The following is a 19,594-nucleotide window of genomic DNA, read 5'->3' as shown; positions in this document are numbered from 1 at the left end:
AGAGTAAAGAGTAAAGAGTAAAGAGTAAAGAGTAAAGAGTAAAGAGTAAAGAGTAAAGAGTAAAGAGTAAAGAGTAAAGAGTAAAGAGTAAAGAGGATAGAAGCAAGAAGCAAGAAGAAAGAAGAAAGGGGCGAGAGTTAAGAATAAAGAAGATAGAATATAGATTTTTAATTCCGGAGGAACGATCCATATTGTAGCGTCGGGTTTTAACCCGATGGAGATGGAATAAATAATCATCTACCATTAAAAATTAATAATTCACAATTAAATAAATCATCATCAATCAAAATCAATCTAAAAAAATCAATCATGAAAAATTTTACCATTTATCTCGTAGTTTTAATTTTCTTATTTGTCAGCAAGGTTTTGGGACAAGAAACTTTTGAATCAAGAGCAAAACATATTGCGATTAAAATTGAGAAGATCACTAAAGAAGAAAAAGAAACGCTCAAATTGGAAATTGAAGCTGTAAATGAGCAATTGTCTGAAGGAAAAATTACGCAGGAACAAGCAGATAAACGCAAAAAAGAATTGGCAGAAGCAAGAGCAGTTATTATTGAGGAGAAAGTGACTTTGGCACAAAATGAATTAAACGAGCTGGTACAGGAAAAAGTAGACGGCAAATTAAAAGAAAAAGATATTCCGCCGTCATATACTATTCGATGGTCTAGAAATCATTGCGGTAAAGATTCGCTTCGAAGTGAAAGAAGAACAACCTCGCAATTTGTATTTGCACTTGGTTTAAACAATATGATGGCCGATGGTAAATACCAAGATTCTAATTACAGTTTTATAGGTTCGCATTTTTACGAATGGGGTTTTACTTATAATTCGAGATTAATGAAAAACGATAATTTGCTGCATGCTAAATACGGACTTTCGTTGATGTATAATAATATTCGCCCAACAGATAACCGTTATTTTGTGGTAAACGGTGATCAAACCAATCTGCAAACCAATGCGGTAAATTTAACTGAATCACGTTTTAGAAATGTATATTTAGTTCTTCCTGCCCATTTGGAATTCGATTTTACAAGACCAACAGTAAAAGATGGAAAAACCTATTTCAAGACGCATAAAAGCTTCCGTTTTGGAGTTGGGGGTTATGCCGGAATTAATGTAAAATCAAAACAGATTTTAAAATTCGAAGAAGAAGATTTAAAATATAAAAGTACCATAAAAGGCGAATACAATGTAAATAATTTCATTTACGGATTAAGCTCTTACATTGGTTACAGAGAATTGAGCTTGTATGTAAAATACGATTTGAATCCGTTGTTTCAGGACAATTTAGTTAAGGAAAACAATATTTCAATGGGACTTCGATTTGATTTTAATTGAGTTTTAAGTTTAAGTTTAGTTAGTAGAAAAAGTGCTTCGAAAGAGGCACTTTTTTTAGTTTAAAAAATAAATTTCAGGATGGATTTATGTACTTTTACAGGCTTTCAACTTTAAAAATAAATTTACGTTTTGATTTCACAAAATACAATTGATACTGTTTTTGAAACTGCTCGAGTAGAGGAGGTTATTGGCGATTTCGTGAATTTGAAGCGTGCAGGAAGTAATTTTAAAGGATTAAGTCCGTTCTCTGACGAGCGTTCTCCTTCGTTCATGGTTTCGCCTGCAAAAGGAATCTGGAAAGATTTTAGTACAGGCAAAGGCGGGAATTCGGTTAAATTCTTAATGGAACATTCACAATTTACCTATCCTGAAGCTATTCGGTATTTAGCAAAAAAATACAATATCGAAATTGAAGAAACCGAACAGTCTGAAGCAGAAAAAGCAAATACAGATATTCGTGAAAGTATGTATTTGGTTTCTGAATTTGCAGCCAAATATTTTCAGGACATTCTATTAAATTCTGAAGAAGGAAAAGCAATTGGTTTGTCTTATTTTAAAGAAAGAGGATTTACGAATGAAACCATTAAAAAATTCAATTTAGGATATTCTCCTGAAACTTGGGATGCTTTGACCAAAGAAGCATTAGGAAAGGGATATAAATTAGAATTTCTAGAAAGTACAGGTTTAACAATTGCCAGAGAGGATCGTCCGTTTGACCGATTTAAAGGTCGTGTGATGTTTCCTATTCAAAGTATGTCGGGCCGTGTTTTAGGTTTTGGCGGACGTATTTTGACCAATGACAAAAAAGCGGCAAAATATCTGAATTCACCAGAAAGTGATATTTACCATAAAAGTAAAGTGCTTTACGGAATTTATCATGCTAAACAATCGATCGCCAAACAAAACAATTGTTATTTGGTTGAAGGTTATACTGATGTAATTCAGTTTAGTCAAGCCGGAATTGAAAATGTTGTGGCTTCATCTGGAACAGCTTTAACGCCAGACCAAATTCGTTTGATTAATCGTTTGACCAGAAATATCACAGTGCTTTTTGACGGTGATGCTGCCGGTTTGCGAGCGTCTATCCGCGGAATCGATTTGATTCTGGAAGAAGGTATGAACGTAAGAGTTTGTTCTTTTCCTGACGGAGAAGATCCGGACAGTTTTGCACGAAAAAATTCTCATGATGAATTAGTTGCTTATTTAGAAAACAACAGTAAAGATTTTATACAGTTTAAGGCTTCGATTTTAATGAATGAAGCTAAAAACGATCCGATAAAAAAAGCCGATTTGATTCGGGATATGGTTGTCAGTATTTCAAAAATTCCAGATCGAATTCAGCGTGAAGTATATGTTCAGGAATGTGCTCGAATTATGGATATTTCGGAGCAGGTTTTGGTAAGTACTTTGGCACAGCTTATTCAAAAAGATATTGCAGAAGCGAATAAAAAACAAAAACAAGAACAGAAGCCTTTTGAAGTTCATAGAAACCAGCCTCCACAAAATGCTGGATTTTCAGGAGGGGATCCAGAAGACCCAAGAACAGGACCGCCGGAGGGTTATGATTATCCAGGAGATCAGGGTTATGCAGCAGTTCAGGAACAAAAAGTAGATATTTTATATGAATTTGAACGAAAAGTCATTGAGATTCTTCTTTTGTATGGAAGTGTTGTTGAAAATTTCGAAGATGTTTTCTTAAAAGCAGATGAAGAAGGAAATATAAAAGAAGTTTCTGAAAAAAGAGAATATAAGGTATTTCAAAAAATATATTTAAGCCTTCAGGAAGATGAGATTGAGTTATCGAATACTTTATTTCAGAATATATTTAACGGGTTAATCGATTTTTACAACCAAAACGAAACATTCAGTTTAGATAAATATTTAATGCATTTGCCTCCAGAATTTGCGCAGGAAGTGACAAATATTTTAATGGAAGATGAAAAAGTTGTTATTCATGACTGGGAAGGACAAAATATTTTTCCGAAACATAAAAACGTAACAATTGAACAAAATGTTTCAGATACGATATTTTCATTGCGCTGGTATTTGGTTTCAAAAATTATTCATGATTTGAAGAATTCGCTGATGACAGATCCGCAGGAAGACAATTCGGAAGTATTGTCAATGGTTGTAGATTATTCTAAATTGCTCAATAATTTTTCGAAGAAACTTGGTCGGGTAGTAGTTCCTTATCACTAAAAATTCAAAAAGCTCTATATCGATAAAATATAGAGCTTTTTTTTATGACTGATGATTTTGCCGAAGCAAATCAACCATTAAATTAAATAATTTCTAAAGTCTTAGCTTTGTTTACTAAGTCAACTAAATTAGTAACGTTTAATTTAGTCAATAATCTTAATTTGTAAGTACTGATCGTTTTTTCGTTCAGATTTAAGATTTTAGAAATTTCATTATTTTTCTTTCCGTCACTTAAGTAACGCAAAACTTCAATCTCGCGATTAGAAAGTTTTCTGTACAAACGTTCGCTTTTGCTTTGTTTAGCAATAAGGGCCATGTTTTTGCGAACCGTTTCATTGATAATAATTTTTCCTTCATGTACTTTAATAATAGAAAGACCTAATGTTTCAAGTTTTTCTGTTTTGTGTACATACCCTGAAACTCCTGCTTTAATTGCATTTGGAGCATACATTTGTTCAGCGAGGTCACTAAAAATTACAATTTTTGTTTTTGGGAAGTTTTTCAGGATCGATTTAACTTCAAAGATGCTCGAAAGACCTTCTAACTCTAAATCTAGAATTAGGATGTCGATCTCCTTCGTTTGAAGAATGTCTCTAACCATTGAAAAATTGCCTACGTTGGCAACAATTGAAATTTGATCGTGGTCTTTGAAATAAGACTTAACGCCAAAGTGCGTCACAGGATGATTGTCTGCTAGACATACTTTAATCATAATTTTTACCTTTTTAGAATTGTTATCATGTTTTTGGAACGGTAAAATTAATAAATAAATTCTGTAGTTTATAGCTGACAAATGTTAAAAAGTTTTATTTTAACGTTTTTGGTATTAAACATACCGGAATTGCATCCATTTTGTGCTTGTTGCTGGTGTTTAATCGTTTATAAATTTCGAAGACAGATTTTTCTCTCCCCTCAAAGTCATCTGCCGTTTTTCCTGACTCCGCGGCTAACATTGCCCATTCAAGTTCATCGTAACTTGCGCCTAGTTGGTCTTCATCAGTACGATTATCGCCAAATAAGCCGTCTGTTGGAGCGGCAGTTAAAATTGATTGCGGAATTGCTAAATATTCTCCCAAAGCATAAACATCAGATTTCATTAAATCAGCAATCGGACTTAAGTCGACACCACCGTCGCCATATTTTGTATAAAATCCTACACCAAAATCTTCTACTTTATTTCCAGTTCCTGCAACTAAGAGACCATGAATTCCTGCTAAATAATATAGAGAGGTCATTCGTATACGGGCACGTGTATTGGCTAAAGAAAGATTTACCTTTGCTTCGTCATCAGTTTTTGGAACAGAAGCCTTAAAAGCTTCAAAAGTGGCGGTTAAATCGGTTTCTGTGCTTGAAACATTCGGGAAACGTTTTTTTAATTGGTCAATATGTTCTCTTCCTCTTGAAACTTGACTTTCGGCTTGATGAATTGGCATTTCAACACATAAGACTTGTAAACCGGTCTGAGCACATAAAGTTGAGGTAACAGCAGAGTCAACTCCGCCAGATATTCCAATTACAAAACCGTTTACTTTTGCGCGTTCAGCATAATTTTTTAGCCACTCTACAATGTGGATATTTACTTTTTCTGTTTGAATAGTACTTTTTTTAGCCATAATAGTTCAAGTTTTAAGATACAGGGATGTATATTTGCACAAATATTTTTAAGTATGTATTTATTTAAATTTATGCAACACAAATCTAATTAAAATAAAATGAAATTATATCGCTTTACATTGCTTCTGTGCGTGTTTTTTTTGTCCTGTGAACAAAAAAGCAAAGTCGAAAAAGAAGTGGAAGAAATCCCGGTTGACATTAAAGTAGAACGTTTTGATAAGGCGTTTTTTGAGGCAAAACCAGAAGATCTCGGGAAAATAAAAAAGCAATATCCATATTTTTTTCCGGCAGGAAATGATGATTCAGTTTGGCTTCAAAAAATGCAGGAACCAATTTGGCGCGAAGTGTACAGCGAAGTGCAAAAAAAATACAGCAATTTTGAACCAGTACGTCAGGAATTCAATTCGCTTTTTCAGCATGTAAAATATTATTTTCCAAAAACCAAAACGCCAAAAGTAATTACTGTTATTGGAGAAATGGATTATAATGCCAAAGCGATTTATGCTGATAGTCTGGTAATTGTAGCGCTTGAATTGTATTTAGGAAAAGAGCATAAATTTTATGAGTTCCCTAATTATGTGAAACAAAATTTTGAAGAGAAGCAAATCATGCCAGATGTGGTTTCTAGTTTTGCGTACAGAAACATTCCTGTTTACGGCGAAAGAAATCTAGTTTCTCAAATGATTTTTGAAGGAAAGCAATTATATGCTAAAGATTTGCTGTTACCTGAATATTCAGATGCAGATAAAATGGGATATACGCCAGAACAAATAAAATGGTGCGAAGAAAATGAAGCTTATATGTGGCGTTATTTTATGGAAAAAGAAATGTTGTACAGCGACGATCCAAAACTAACAACTAGATTTATTGCTCCAGCTCCGTTCTCAAAATTTTATTTAGAAATCGACAACGATTCGCCAGGAAGAGTAGGTGCCTGGATTGGATGGCAGATTGTACGTTCGTACATGAAAAATAACAACGTAACTTTGCCGGAATTATTAAAAGTTAATGCGAAAGAAATTTTCGAAAAGTCAAAATATAAACCTAAGAAATAATGTCAAATACAATAAACTCAGAAATTAAATTCAATATAGAATTAGATGAAAACCGCGTTCCGGAAAAATTAACATGGAGTGCGCAGGACGGTGGCGTTCAGGCAGAAGAAGCAAAAGCAATTATGCTTTCTATCTGGGACAGCAAAGCAAAAGAAACCATGCGTATCGATTTATGGACAAAAGATATGCCGGTTGATGAAATGAAAATCTTTTTTCATCAAACTTTAGTTGCAATGTCAGATACTTTTCAGCGTGCAACAGACGATGAAAAAATGTCAGATACAATGAAGGATTTCTGTGATTATTTTGCAGAAAAACTGGAACTGACAAAGTAGAACTGCTTTAAAAGGCAAATAAAAAAATCCCAAATTCCAGCTTTAAAAGATTGGGTTTGGGGTTTTTTATTTTTTTTGTAAATTGTCGTAAATCAAAGAGTATGCTATTTCCTTTTATTGTAAGCCTTGTAGGGTTGTTTTTTTTACTGATCAACAGTGTTCTTTTTTATAAGACCCGAAAAAACAAAAACGTTCAGTATTTTATAATTATGACTTACTTGATCTGTTTATTTGTAGAAGAATTGTTTTGCAATATTATTGGCTTTTTTCACCCGGGATCTAATTTTTTCCTTTCACATTACTATTTTATTTTTCAATTTATTGCGTTAAGTATATTTTTCCGAAATTTATTCTCAAATATTGTTTTAAAGAAGATGATACTTTTTTTTCTGGCAGTAGTTTTAATTTTGTTAACCATACAGTATTACAGAGAACCTAGTCTTTACTGGAGATTTAATTTGTTTGAAATTATCGTTACTTCAGTTTTGTTAATTTTGTACGCCTTAATTTTTTTAATACAAAATCTCAAAAAAGTTAAATCCAATTATTTGTATTTTGTTAATGGATTGGTAATTTATCTAATCAGTAGTTTGAGTATTTTTTTGACTGGTAATACTGATTCAGTAATTTTCACTGAACCATTTTTACTTGATTTTTGGTTTTTTAATTCCTTGTTTTATATTTTGTATCAGTTTTTAATATTTAAAGAATGGAAAGCTTTAGCCATAAAAGAGCGATTAAAGAATTCCACTTGGAGAATGCTTTTAAATACTCCGAAAAGTTTAGATCGATAAAGATTTCCAAATAAAAAAATCCAAATACCAAGCATTAAGATTGGTATTTGGATTTTTTTATTTGGAATTTATAAATTTAAAACCCCGAGTTGTTTTTAAAAACCTCCTGGTTTACTTCGTCTATGTAAGTTAAAAGTTCTTCTTTTCCAATTGATTCCGTAGATGAGGTAACAAAATACTGAGGCATTTCGGCCCAGTTGTTGGCATACATTTGTTTTTTGTATGCAGCAATATGTGAATCAATTTTTACTTTGCTGATTTTGTCGGCTTTGGTGAAAATAATGCAAAACGGAATTTCGCTTTCTCCCATATAAGACATAAATTCAATATCAATTTTTTGAGCTTCGTGGCGAATGTCAATTAGGACAAAAGCGCATACAAGCTGTTCTCTGTTTTCAAAATAATCAGTAATAAACTGCTGAAAAACAGATTTCGTTTTTTTAGAAACTTTAGCATATCCATAGCCTGGCAAATCGACTAAAAACCAATTATTGTTGATTTTAAAGTGATTTATTAACTGCGTTTTTCCAGGTCTTCCTGATGTTTTTGCTAAATTTTTATGATTAGTAATCATATTGATCAACGAAGATTTACCAACATTTGATCGGCCAATAAATGCGTATTCCGGTAAAAATTCAGCCGGGCATTTTGAAGCATCAGAATTACTGATAATAAATTCGGCAGAAGTAATTTTCATGTTTTTTTGTTTTTAAACTTTCTTAAAAGTTGAAAGTCGTATGCTAAAATTTCTGCTCAGTAAGCCATTTTTCAAGAATCTCGTTGAATTCATCAGGATGTTCCATCATAGCGGCGTGTCCACATTTGTCAATCCAATACAAAGTTGAATTAGGCAATAATTTATCAAATTCTTCAGCAACATTTGGAGGTGTTACAGAATCATTTTTACCCCAAATAATACAGGTTTCTACTGTCATTTTTGGTAAATCTTTAGCCATATTATGACGAATTGCACTTTTGGCAATCGTTAAAGTTTTAATCAGCTTAATACGGTCATTAGCAGTTGCGTAAACTTCATCAATAAGTTCAGGAGTTGCAATTTTTGGGTCATAAAACACATCTTCAGCTTTCTTTTTGATGTATTCATAATCGCCTCTTCTTGGGTAACTGTCGCCCATTGCACTTTCATAAAGTCCAGAACTTCCAGTTATTACAAGTCCAGCAACTTTTTCAGGATATAACTTTGTGTGGTACAATGCGATATGTCCTCCCAATGAATTTCCTAATAAAATAACTTTATCAAAACCTTTAAAAGTAATGAAGTCTTTTACGTATTTCGCAAAGCTTTTTACATTAGTTTTTAAAATGCTTTGTGTGTAGATTGGCAAATCCGGGATAACAACTTTGTATCCTTTCGATGGGAAATATTGCGCTACACCATCAAAATTACTAAGGCCTCCCATTAACCCGTGTAAAATTACGATAGGAGTTCCTTCTCCAGCTTCAAAATAGCTGTATTTGCCTTCTTTTTTGTAGTGTTTATCCATTTAATCTAATGCCAATTTCAATTTGGACAAATATAGGGTTTAATAAATAAAAATGAATTTTTGCTGCCGTTTTTTAACTAGATAATTTTTGTAGAACATCTAAGTAGTTAATAATCAGCTTTTAGTGTGCTTTTTGAAGAAAATAGCAAATGTTAAGAAATTGGTATAATACGCATTTTTTTAAGAAAATAAGTGCGTATTATTTTTGAATGATTAGTGTTATTAGGAAAACGCTAATAATAAGTTAAGGTATTGATTGTGTTTTGTTTAGTTGAGGTGGTAGAAAAGTGGTTAAACTTATTAACAAAGTGGTATATTGTGGTAAAATGTGGTAATATTTTTTATATTTTTGTCCTATAACATCTTAATTGATTTTTTTGAACACAATTGTAGGGACATATGAGTGTAAAGTTGATGCTAAAGGAAGGCTAATGATGCCTGCGCCTTTAAAAAAGCAATTGGCTTCCTCTCTTCAGGACGGTTTCGTTTTGAAGCGCTCCGTTTTTCAGCCGTGTTTAGAATTGTACCCAATGGAAGAATGGAACTTGATGATGCAAAAAATCAACAAGCTTAATCGTTTTGTGAAAAAGAACAATGATTTCATTCGAAGATTTACTGCTGGTGTTAAAATGGTGGAGATTGATGCATTAGGAAGATTGCTGGTGCCAAAAGATTTGGTTTCGTTTTCAAGTATTTCTAAAGATGTTGTTTTTTCTTCTGCTGTTAATATTGTGGAAATTTGGGATAAGGATTTATATGAAAAATCAATAAGCGGCGAAGATATGGATTTTGCTGATTTAGCCGAGGAGGTAATGGGAAATATTAATGACGACGACAATGGAATATCATAATCCGGTTTTGCTTCATCCAACAGTTGATGGTTTAAATATTAAACCAGATGGTGTGTATGTGGATGTAACCTTTGGAGGCGGTGGCCATTCAAAAGAAATTTTGAGACGCTTGGGGCCGAATGGAAAATTATTTGCTTTTGATCAGGACGAAGATGCACTTGCAAATGCACTGCCAGATGAAAGGTTTACCTTAATTAATGAGAACTTCAGATTTATAAAAAGATTTCTTCGTTTTCATGGTGTAAAAAGTGTCGATGGAATTTTGGCCGATTTAGGAGTTTCATCACATCAGTTTGATGTTCCAGAGAGAGGTTTCTCAACAAGATTTGATGCCGAACTAGATATGCGGATGAGTCAAAAAAATGATTTAAATGCTTATCGAGTGGTTAACGAATATGAAGAACAGGATTTACGTCGTGTTTTTTTTGATTATGGGGAGTTGAAAAACGCACCAGTTTTAGCGAGAACAATTGTTGAAGCCAGAGAAAAATATCCAATCAAAACTACAGACGAATTGAAAGATGTTTTGGCGAAATATTTACCTGAAAGAGTTAAGAATAAAATACTAGCTCAGATTTATCAGGCGATTCGAATTGAAGTAAATCAAGAAATGGATGTTTTGAAAGAATTTATTGAGCAATCATTGGAGATTTTAAATCCGAGAGGAAGATTCTCAGTAATCTCATATCATTCTTTAGAAGATCGTTTGGTGAAGAGATTTATTAAAAACGGAATGTTTGAAGGAGAACCAGAACGCGATTTTTACGGAAATTTTTCAGTTCCATTTAAAACTATCGGCAAATTGATTGTTCCTGATGATGCAGAAATCAAAATCAACAATAGAGCAAGAAGTGCAAAATTAAGAATCGCAGAAAAGATATAATATAAAGGTAGAAAAATGAAAGGTGGAGTATTTGGCATATTAAAAGCAAGATTTCTTATAAATGATGATGCAGTCAAAAACTGGCGATTCATTGTTTTTATCATTTTGCTTGCCATTTTGATGATTGCCAATACACAGCGATATGAACAAAAGGTTTTTGAAATCGCAAAACTGAATAATGAAGTTAAAGAGCTAAGATCTGAGTTTGTGGATCGACGTTCAGAATTAATGAAATTAAAAATGGAATCAACGATTTCGAATAAAATGCTTGAAAAGCAGATTTTTCCATCAACGGTTCCTCCAATAAAAATAGAAGTTAAAAAAGAAGAAGAAAAAAGTTTCTTTAAAAGAATATGGCAGTAGACGATAAACATATATCCTACAGAATTTACCTCGTAGCAGTTTTCATCTTTGTGATGGCAATTGCTATTGTCGTTAAATTAACCAATATTCAATGGGTTGAAGGCGATTATTATAGAAAACTGGCGAAACAACGTACAGTTCGAAATTTCATAATCCCAGCAAACAAAGGAAATATTTATTCGGCTGATGGAAGTTTATTGGCAACATCAATTCCAAATTATGAAATTCGTTTTGATGCCAAAGCGCCAAAACAGGAAACTTTTGAAAAGCATGTAAAAGCTTTGTCAGATTCATTGGCTGCAGTTTTGGATAGGCCGGCAGGTTATTACGAACAAGAATTAAGAAAAGCCAGAGCAAATAAAAACCGCTATTATTTAATTGCCCGCAATTTAAGTTATACGGATTATGTGAAAATTAAAGGTTTTCCATTATTCAGTTTAGGGGCTTTTAAAGGTGGAATTATAATTGAACAAGAAACCGTTAGAAAACATCCGATAGGTAAAATTGCTGAAAGAACAATTGGTTATGACCGAATTGATCCAGCAACAGGAATTGAAGTTGGAAAAGGAATTGAGTGGGCTTTTAAAAGTTATTTAAACGGGAAAGACGGAAAAATTCTAAAACAAAAAATTGCAAAAGGTCAGTGGAAACCAATTCGTGACGTAAACGAAGTGGATCCAATTGATGGCTACGATGTCATTTCGACAATTGATGTTTTTATTCAAGATATTGCACATCATGCTTTATTGAAACAGCTTGAAGAATATGAAGCAGATCATGGTTGTGTGGTTGTAATGGAAACGGAAACGGGTCATGTAAAAGCAATTTCGAATTTAGGAAGACAGGAAGACGGGTCTTACATTGAGACTACAAATTATGCTGTAGCTGAATCTCATGAGCCAGGTTCGACTTTTAAATTGGTCGATTTAATGGCGATTTTAGAAGATAAGGTTGCCGATACAAGTACGGTGTATGACAGTCATGGTGGTGTAATTAAATACTACGGCCGTTCGGTTCGTGATTCACATAAAGGAGGTTACGGAAAAGTATCATTAGCTCGTGGATTTGAGCTTTCGTCAAATACGGTAATGGTTCAGGCAGTTTATGAAAATTATAAAAGTAATCCTTCCAAATTTGTAGATCATATTAAAAGTTTCGGTTTGCATAAAACTTTAGGGTTGCATTTTAAAGGAGAAGGAAGAGCAATTATTCCGCATCCAAAAGATAAAAACTGGTCAGGAGTTTCGCTTCCGTGGATGGCTTTTGGATATGGAGTTTCGGTTACGCCAATGCAGACTTTAACATTATATAATGCAGTTGCAAATAATGGTGTAATGGTAAAGCCACAATTTGTATCGGAAATTAAAGAATGGAATAAAACCATTAAAACGTTTGATACAGAAGTAATCAATCCAAAGATTTGTTCGCCTGAAACGCTTAAAAAAGTTAGAGCGGTTTTGCAAAATGTGGTAAAAAAAGGAACAGGTTCTAAGTTGTATTCGAAAGATTTTTCAATGGCAGGAAAAACAGGAACAGCTATGGTAAATTATGGAAAGGCAGGAAGAGAAGGAATGTATTATGCCTCTTCTTTTGCAGGATATTTTCCAGCTGATCATCCAAAGTATTCTTGTATAGTTGTGGTTCATAAGCCAAATACAGCTAATAATAATTATTATGGAGCCGATGTTGCTGGGCCGGTTTTTAAGAGAATTGCTCAAAAGATATTCACCGATGCGCCTTCGACAAATAAAATAAAACAGCTGGATTCTAAAATTCCAAAACAGGAAATCAGTTATGCTAAGTTTGAAAAAGTATCAAACACAAAAACAAATCAGATTCCGAATTTAAAAGGAATGCCAGGAATGGATGCAATTGCTTTACTTGAAAATTTAGGTTTAAAAGTAAAAGTAAACGGGGTAGGAAAAGTGAAGAATCAATCGATTCAAGCTGGTCAAAATATTAATAGAAACGCAATTATAGTATTAGAGTTATCGTGAAAATACTGAAAGACATATTATATAAAGTAGCAATCGAGTCAGTAACTGGTTCGACAGAAATCGGTATTCAAAAAATTGAATTTGATTCCCGTAAAGTTGGAGCAGATGATATTTTTGTTGCCATTCGCGGTTCACTTTCAGATGGACATGATTACATCCAGAAAGCAATTGAACTTGGTGCTATTGCAATTATTTGTGATACTTTGCCTGAAAATATTGAAAAAGGGATTACTTATATTCAGGTACAAGATACAAATGCAGCTTTGGCTTTTATGGCCGCGAATTATTTTGGGAATCCATCTGAAAAATTAAAATTAGTTGGAGTAACTGGAACAAACGGAAAAACAACAATTGCTTCTTTATTATTTCAATTGTTTGAAAAAGCAGGATTTAAAGTTGGTTTATTATCAACAGTAAAAATCATGGTTGATCAAACGGAATATAAAGCAACACATACAACACCAGATTCTATTACGATTAATCATTATTTAAATGAAATGATTGAAGCTGGTGTGACGCATTGTTTTATGGAAGTGAGTTCACACGGAATTCATCAAAAAAGAACAGAGGCATTACATTTTGTAGGCGGGATTTTCACAAATCTTTCGCACGATCATTTAGATTATCATCCAACGTTTGCAGAATATAGAGATGTAAAAAAATCATTTTTTGATTCATTGCCAAAAACAGCGTTTGCTCTATCAAACATTGATGATAAAAATGGAACTGTAATGTTGCAGAATACGGTCGCGAGAAAGTTTACATATGCCTTAAAATCGTATGCCGATTTTAAAGCAACAATTTTAGAAAGTCAATTATCTGGTTTATTGCTGAAAGTAAATGATAATGAAGTTTGGGTAAAATTGATCGGAACTTTTAATGCATACAATGTTTTAGCAATTTATGGAACTGCTATAGAGTTAGGAATGGATAGTCTTGAAGCGTTACGCTTACTGTCTGATTTAGAAAGTGTTTCGGGTCGTTTTCAATATATTATTTCTGAAGGAAACATTACAGCGATTGTAGATTATGCACACACACCTGATGCATTGGATAATGTTTTAAAAACAATTAATGACATCCGTACCAAAAACGAACAATTGATTACAGTTGTAGGTTGTGGTGGAAACAGAGATAAAACAAAAAGACCAATTATGGCGAAAATTGCTTCAGACTTAAGTGATAAAGCAATTTTAACTTCAGATAATCCAAGAAACGAAGATCCGGAAGTGATTTTAGATGAAATGGAAAAAGGAGTTGAAGCTCATAATTACAAAAGAATATTAAGAATTACGGACAGAAAACAAGCTATAAAAACGGCTTGTCAATTGGCTCAGCCAAATGATATTATTCTTATTGCAGGAAAAGGACATGAGACATATCAAGAAATTAATGGTGTTCGTCATCATTTTGATGACATGGAAACTGTAAAAGAAATTTTAGATCAATTAAACAAATAAAGTTTAACTGGTTAATTGATTGTTCGTTTAATCGAACAATTATTAAATCAAAAAAACGAATTAACAAATCAACGATTAACCAAATAAACCAATATATATGCTATACTATTTATTTGAATATTTAGACAAAACATTAGACATACCGGGAACGGGAGTTTTTCAGTATATCACTTTTAGATCAGCTTTAGCATTAATGCTTTCGTTGCTTTTATCAACGATTTACGGAAAACGAATTATTAACTTTTTGCGTAATCAGCAAGTTGGTGAAACTGTTCGTGAGCTTGGTCTTCAAGGTCAAAATGAAAAAGCAGGAACGCCAACAATGGGTGGACTGATTATCATTTTTGCAACTCTTGTGCCTGTTTTGTTGTTTGCTCGTTTGCATAATATTTACATCGTATTGCTTATTGTTACTACACTTTGGATGGGAACAATTGGATTTATAGATGATTATATTAAAATATTCAAAAAAGATAAAGAAGGTCTTAAAGGAATTTTCAAAGTAATTGGTCAAGTTGGTTTAGGGCTTATTGTTGGAACGGTACTTTATTTTAATCCTGCGGTAACTGTACGTACAGATACTGGAAGGACTGATGTTTTTAAAACAGCAACAAGTACAACAGTGGTTTTACCGGCACCGATTGAAGAAAAATCAACAGCAACGACTATTCCTTTCGTAAAAAATAATGAATTTGATTATGCCGAATTATTAGCCTGGACAGGTGAAGGATATGAAAAATGGGCGTGGCTGATTTTTATTCCGGTTGTAATTTTTATTATAACAGCGGTTTCTAACGGAGCAAATTTAACTGATGGAATTGATGGGCTCGCAGCGGGAACCTCCGCAGTCTCTGTCCTCGCGCTCGGAATATTTACATTCGTTTCGGGAAATATTATATTTTCTAATTATCTGAATATTATGTATATCCCTAATTCCGGAGAAATGACAGTTTTTATATCTGCTTTTGTTGGTGCTTTGATTGGGTTTCTTTGGTATAATTCTTATCCGGCATCTGTTTTTATGGGAGATACAGGAAGTTTAACAATTGGAGGAATCATTGCAGTTTTAGCAATTGCGGTGCGTAAAGAGTTATTGATTCCGTTATTGTGTGGAATCTTTTTAGTAGAGAATTTTTCAGTGGTACTGCAGGTGAGTTATTTCAAATTCACTAAAAAGAGATACGGTGAAGGAAGAAGAATTTTCTTGATGTCGCCTTTGCATCATCATTATCAGAAAAAAGGATATCATGAGAGTAAAATTGTGACCAGATTCTGGATTGTTGCCATTATGTTAGCCATTTTATCAATCGTTACTTTAAAATTAAGATAGATGAGGCTGGTAGTGTTAGGAGGAGGAGAAAGTGGTGTAGGTACTGCTATCCTTGGGAAGAAAAAAGGATACGAGGTTTTTGTGTCTGATTTTGGAAAGATTAAAGAGAGTTACAAAGAAGTTCTTATCATTAATAAAATTGCCTGGGAAGAGGAACAGCACACTGAAGATCTTATTTTGAATGCCGATGTGGTAATGAAAAGTCCTGGGATTCCTGAAAAATCGCCTATTGTAAAAAAACTGATTGCAGCTGGAGTTAAGGTGATTTCTGAAATTGAATTTGCAAAACCTTTTACGGAAGCATTGACAATTGGAATTACTGGAAGCAATGGTAAAACTACCACAACAATGCTTACGCATCATTTGCTTAAATCAGCTGGTTTGAACGTAGGATTGGGAGGTAATATTGGCAAAAGCTTTGCTTGGCAAGTGGCAGAAAATAAGTTTGATGCGTATGTTCTTGAATTAAGCAGTTTTCAATTAGACGGAATTATAGATTACAGGCCAGATATTGCCATAATTACGAATATCAGTCCAGATCATTTGGATCGTTATGAATATAAATATCAAAATTATATTGATTCAAAGTTTAGGATAACAATGAATCAGACAGAAAGTGATTACTTGATTTATGATTCCGACGATGAAGCAAGTGCAGAATGGCTAAAAAACAATACAACTAAAGCAAAATTAATTCCTTTCTCATTGACAAAGAGTTTTAAAGAAGGGGCTTCTATAAATAACAACAAAATGGAAATAAAGATCAACCAAGAAGAGTTTACAATGGACACGGAACACATTGCGTTAGAAGGAAAACATAATATGAAAAATGCAATGGCAGCAAGCTCTGTAGCGAAATTGATGCAAATTAGAAATGCAACAATTCGCGAAAGTTTATCTAATTTTCAAGGTGTTGAACATCGTTTAGAGAAAGTATTAAAAATTCAGAATGTACAATATATCAATGATTCAAAAGCAACAAATGTAAACGCTACTTTCTTTGCTTTAGACAGTATGAATGTGCCAACAGTTTGGATTGTTGGAGGTGTTGATAAAGGAAATGATTACAATGAATTAATGTCTTTAGTTCGTGAGAAAGTGAAAGCAATTATTTGTTTAGGAATTGACAACCGCAAAATTATCGATGCTTTTGGAAACGTTGTTGATATTATGGTTGAAGTTAACAATATGAACGATGCAGTAAAAACTGCTCAAAGATTAACAGAAAAAGGTGATGCTGTTTTATTGTCTCCAGCCTGCGCAAGTTTCGATTTATTTGAAAACTACGAAGACAGAGGAAAACAATTCAAACAAGCAGTACACAATTTGTAAAAAAAGAGTTTAAAGTTTCAAGTTTCAGGTTTCAAGTTTGAGAGCCTGAAACTTGAAACCTGAAACAAGAAAAACTTGAAACTAATAATTATGAAGGAACTAGTAAACAAACTAAAAGGAGATAGAGTAATATGGTCATTCGTGGCTTTATTAGCACTGTTTTCGTTTATGCCTGTTTTTAGTGCGAGTAGTAATTTAGCATATATTGGTCATGGAACCGGAAATACGTTGGGGTATTTGGTGAAACACTTGGCTCACATTTGTATTGGTTTTCTGATTATCTATTGGGTTCATAAAGTGCCATATCATTATTTCAGAGCGATTTCAAAAATTGCTTTGCCAATAGTTTGGTTCTTATTGCTTTATACATTACTGAAAGGAACTGTTATTGCAGGAGCAAATGCAAGTCGTTGGATTCAAGTGCCTTTTATTGGGATAACATTTCAGACTTCGACTTTGGCTTCTATCGTTCTATTTATTTTTGTAGCGCGTTATTTGTCGAAAAAGAAAGAGGAGAATGAGCCTTTTCAAGTGTCATTTGTACAGCTTTGGATTCCGGTATTTATTACACTGGCATTGATTTTGCCTGCAAATTTTTCGACCACTGCATTAATTTTCGCAATGGTTTTAATGCTGACATTTATTGGAAAATACCCATTAAAACATATCGGAATCATAATAGGTTCAGGAATTGCCATGCTGGCATTCTTCCTTTTGGTTGCGAAAGCTTTTCCAGATTCAAGATTTTTCAGCAGGGTTTCAACGTGGGAAAGCCGTATCATGAACTTTACCACAGACAAGCCTGATGAAGACGATTATCAGATTGAGAAAGCGAAAATTGCCATTGCATCTGGAAGACTAGGCGGACTTGGACCAGGAAAAAGCGTTCAGAAAAACTTTTTGCCACAATCTTCTTCTGATTTTATTTATGCCATTGTAGTCGAAGAATATGGTTTAGTTGGTGGTGTCGCAATTTTGATTTTGTATTTATTGCTTTTGTTTCGATTTGTTATTGCTTCACATAAAGCAAATACGTTATTTGGAAAATTACTCGTCGTTGGTCTCGGATTTCCCATGATATTTCAGGCGATGATAAATATGGCAGTTGCAGTTGAATTATTGCCGGTCACGGGGCAAACGCTTCCGCTTATAAGTTCTGGAGGAAGTTCAATCTGGATGACTTGTTTAGGTCTGGGAATTATCATCAGTGTTACTAAAAAAGAAGAAGAAATTGCTGAAGAAAAAGAAGAGAAAGAGAGACGAAAAGAAGCGCTTCAAAGATTAATTGATAAAGAATTAGCAGAAGAAGATTTGCCTGCTGATGAAGTTTATGAAGAAGAAGCAATGTATTCAATCGAAGACAATTCAAGAAATCCGATGAATGCAGTTTTAAATAGATAAGATTAAAATATAAGAATTTTTTAAAAAGTTGTAATTTTTAGAAAGATGACAAAGTATAAATTCATACTTAGCGGAGGAGGAACAGGAGGACATATTTATCCTGCAATTGCTATTGCAAATGAATTAAAATTACAATTTCCTGATGCTGAATTTCTTTTTGTAGGCGCCAAAGATAAAATGGAAATGCAAAAAGTACCTCAGGCAGGTTACGAGATAAAAGGACTTTGGATCGCGGGTTTACAAAGAAAGCTGACGTTGCAAAACTTAATGTTTCCATTAAAATTGGCAACAAGTTTGTTAGAGTCACGAAGAATAATAAGACAATTCAAACCAAATGCAGTAATAGGAACAGGTGGTTTCGCCAGCGGACCATTGTTGCAAGCTGCAGGTCAGGCAGGAATTCCGACAGTGATTCAGGAGCAGAATTCATTTCCGGGAATTACGAATAAATTACTAAGCAAAAGAGCAAATGCAATTTGTGTTGCTTATGGAAGTCTGGAACGTTTTTTTCCGAAAGAGAAAATTGTTTTGACAGGAAATCCAGTTCGTCAGGATTTGATTGATATTGAAAGCAAACGCGACGAAGCAATTGCTTTTTACGGTTTAGATCCAAATAAAAAAACATTGCTGGTTTTAGGCGGAAGTTTAGGTGCGAGAAGAATCAATCAGTTAATTGAAAAAGAATTGCAAAAATTTCTTTCGCAAGATGTTCAGGTAATCTGGCAATGCGGAAAGTTATATTTTGAAAATTATAAAAAATACAATCAGCCAAATGTAAAAGTGGTTGATTTTATTGAAAGAATGGATTTTGTTTACGCAGCAGCCGATGTGATTATTTCAAGAGCTGGAGCATCATCGGTTTCAGAATTATGCATTGTTGGGAAACCAGTAATTTTTATTCCGTCGCCAAATGTAGCTGAAGATCATCAAACCAAAAATGCGCAAGCAATTGTTGATGCTAAAGGCGCCATTTTATTGAAAGAATCAGAACTGGATAATGAATTTAGTATTGTTTTTGAAGCACTGCTGAAAGATTCTGGAAAACAGAAGCAATTGAGTGATAATATTAAAAAACTAGCGAAACCCAAAGCGACACAAGATATTGTAGCGGAGATTGTGAAGTTAATTAAATAG

General features: G+C 33.5%; 17 protein-coding genes. 13 read left to right on the top strand and 4 right to left on the bottom strand.

Annotated elements, in window-relative coordinates:
• Positions 1 to 309 precede the first annotated feature (309 nt).
• Complete coding sequence (locus tag EV145_RS19055) at positions 310 to 1,341, top strand: hypothetical protein (RefSeq protein WP_133526782.1); 1,032 nt, start codon at positions 310 to 312, stop codon at positions 1,339 to 1,341.
• Positions 1,342 to 1,470: 129 nt separating this feature from the next.
• Positions 1,471 to 3,540: a DNA primase gene (gene dnaG, locus EV145_RS19050; RefSeq protein ID WP_133526781.1), complete on the top strand. Its 2,070-nt coding sequence runs from the start codon at positions 1,471 to 1,473 to the stop codon at positions 3,538 to 3,540.
• Positions 3,541 to 3,622: 82 nt separating this feature from the next.
• On the opposite strand, the gene EV145_RS19045 is transcribed toward dnaG, so the two are convergent.
• Positions 3,623 to 4,252, bottom strand: a complete 630-nt coding sequence (locus EV145_RS19045) for a response regulator transcription factor (protein ID WP_026730588.1) — start codon at positions 4,250 to 4,252, stop codon at positions 3,623 to 3,625.
• Positions 4,253 to 4,346: 94 nt separating this feature from the next.
• Complete coding sequence (nadE, locus tag EV145_RS19040; RefSeq protein ID WP_133526780.1) at positions 4,347 to 5,153, bottom strand: NAD(+) synthase; 807 nt, start codon at positions 5,151 to 5,153, stop codon at positions 4,347 to 4,349.
• A gap of 99 nt (positions 5,154 to 5,252) precedes the next feature.
• On the opposite strand from nadE, the gene gldB reads away from it, so the two are divergent.
• Both gldB and gldC read left to right on the top strand, forming a co-directional pair.
• Positions 5,253 to 6,209, top strand: coding sequence for a gliding motility lipoprotein GldB (gldB, locus tag EV145_RS19035; protein WP_133526779.1), 957 nt, complete (start codon positions 5,253 to 5,255; stop codon positions 6,207 to 6,209).
• A complete protein-coding gene (gldC, locus tag EV145_RS19030) occupies positions 6,209 to 6,544 on the top strand; it encodes a gliding motility protein GldC (RefSeq protein ID WP_166638486.1) in 336 nt (111 codons plus the stop codon). Before gldB ends, gldC begins: the two co-directional genes overlap by 1 nt.
• Before the next feature lie 870 nt (positions 6,545 to 7,414).
• On the opposite strand, the gene yihA is transcribed toward gldC, so the two are convergent.
• Together yihA and EV145_RS19020 are read right to left on the bottom strand one after the other, a co-directional pair.
• A complete protein-coding gene (gene yihA, locus EV145_RS19025; protein WP_133526778.1) occupies positions 7,415 to 8,035 on the bottom strand; it encodes a ribosome biogenesis GTP-binding protein YihA/YsxC in 621 nt (206 codons plus the stop codon).
• 43 nt (positions 8,036 to 8,078) lie between these two features.
• A complete protein-coding gene (locus EV145_RS19020; protein ID WP_035651753.1) occupies positions 8,079 to 8,843 on the bottom strand; it encodes an alpha/beta fold hydrolase in 765 nt (254 codons plus the stop codon).
• Between the two features lie 377 nt (positions 8,844 to 9,220).
• Here EV145_RS19020 and mraZ point away from each other — a divergent pair, with 377 nt between their 5' ends.
• The 9 genes from mraZ (at position 9,221) to murG (ending at position 19,594) form a co-directional block, all read left to right on the top strand.
• Positions 9,221 to 9,694 carry a division/cell wall cluster transcriptional repressor MraZ gene (gene mraZ / locus EV145_RS19015; RefSeq protein WP_133526777.1) on the top strand — a complete coding sequence of 158 codons (474 nt, stop codon included), beginning with the start codon at positions 9,221 to 9,223 and terminating at the stop codon, positions 9,692 to 9,694.
• Positions 9,669 to 10,577 (top strand): 16S rRNA (cytosine(1402)-N(4))-methyltransferase RsmH, encoded by a 909-nt coding sequence (rsmH, locus tag EV145_RS19010; protein ID WP_208110917.1) that lies wholly within the window; start codon positions 9,669 to 9,671, stop codon positions 10,575 to 10,577. The genes mraZ and rsmH overlap by 26 nt, the downstream gene beginning before the upstream one ends.
• A gap of 15 nt (positions 10,578 to 10,592) precedes the next feature.
• Positions 10,593 to 10,940 (top strand): FtsL-like putative cell division protein, encoded by a 348-nt coding sequence (locus EV145_RS19005; protein ID WP_133526775.1) that lies wholly within the window; start codon positions 10,593 to 10,595, stop codon positions 10,938 to 10,940.
• Entirely contained in the window at positions 10,931 to 12,937 is a 2,007-nt protein-coding gene (locus EV145_RS19000; RefSeq protein ID WP_133526774.1) for a penicillin-binding protein, read from the top strand. Before EV145_RS19005 ends, EV145_RS19000 begins: the two co-directional genes overlap by 10 nt.
• A complete protein-coding gene (locus EV145_RS18995) occupies positions 12,934 to 14,397 on the top strand; it encodes a UDP-N-acetylmuramoyl-L-alanyl-D-glutamate--2,6-diaminopimelate ligase (protein WP_133526773.1) in 1,464 nt (487 codons plus the stop codon). Before EV145_RS19000 ends, EV145_RS18995 begins: the two co-directional genes overlap by 4 nt.
• A 97-nt stretch (positions 14,398 to 14,494) precedes the next feature.
• Entirely contained in the window at positions 14,495 to 15,727 is a 1,233-nt protein-coding gene (gene mraY, locus EV145_RS18990; protein ID WP_133526772.1) for a phospho-N-acetylmuramoyl-pentapeptide-transferase, read from the top strand.
• Positions 15,728 to 17,059 carry a UDP-N-acetylmuramoyl-L-alanine--D-glutamate ligase gene (gene murD / locus EV145_RS18985; RefSeq protein WP_133526771.1) on the top strand — a complete coding sequence of 444 codons (1,332 nt, stop codon included), beginning with the start codon at positions 15,728 to 15,730 and terminating at the stop codon, positions 17,057 to 17,059. It abuts the gene before it with no gap.
• A gap of 90 nt (positions 17,060 to 17,149) precedes the next feature.
• Entirely contained in the window at positions 17,150 to 18,460 is a 1,311-nt protein-coding gene (locus tag EV145_RS18980) for an FtsW/RodA/SpoVE family cell cycle protein (RefSeq protein ID WP_133526770.1), read from the top strand.
• 45 nt (positions 18,461 to 18,505) lie between these two features.
• Positions 18,506 to 19,594 carry an undecaprenyldiphospho-muramoylpentapeptide beta-N-acetylglucosaminyltransferase gene (gene murG, locus EV145_RS18975; protein ID WP_133526769.1) on the top strand — a complete coding sequence of 363 codons (1,089 nt, stop codon included), beginning with the start codon at positions 18,506 to 18,508 and terminating at the stop codon, positions 19,592 to 19,594.

This window comes from Flavobacterium sp. 245, from assembly GCF_004362055.1.
GTDB lineage: Bacteria > Bacteroidota > Bacteroidia > Flavobacteriales > Flavobacteriaceae > Flavobacterium.
Note: the sequence above shows the minus strand (reverse complement) of the source record. Positions and strands in the feature narration are given on the sequence as shown.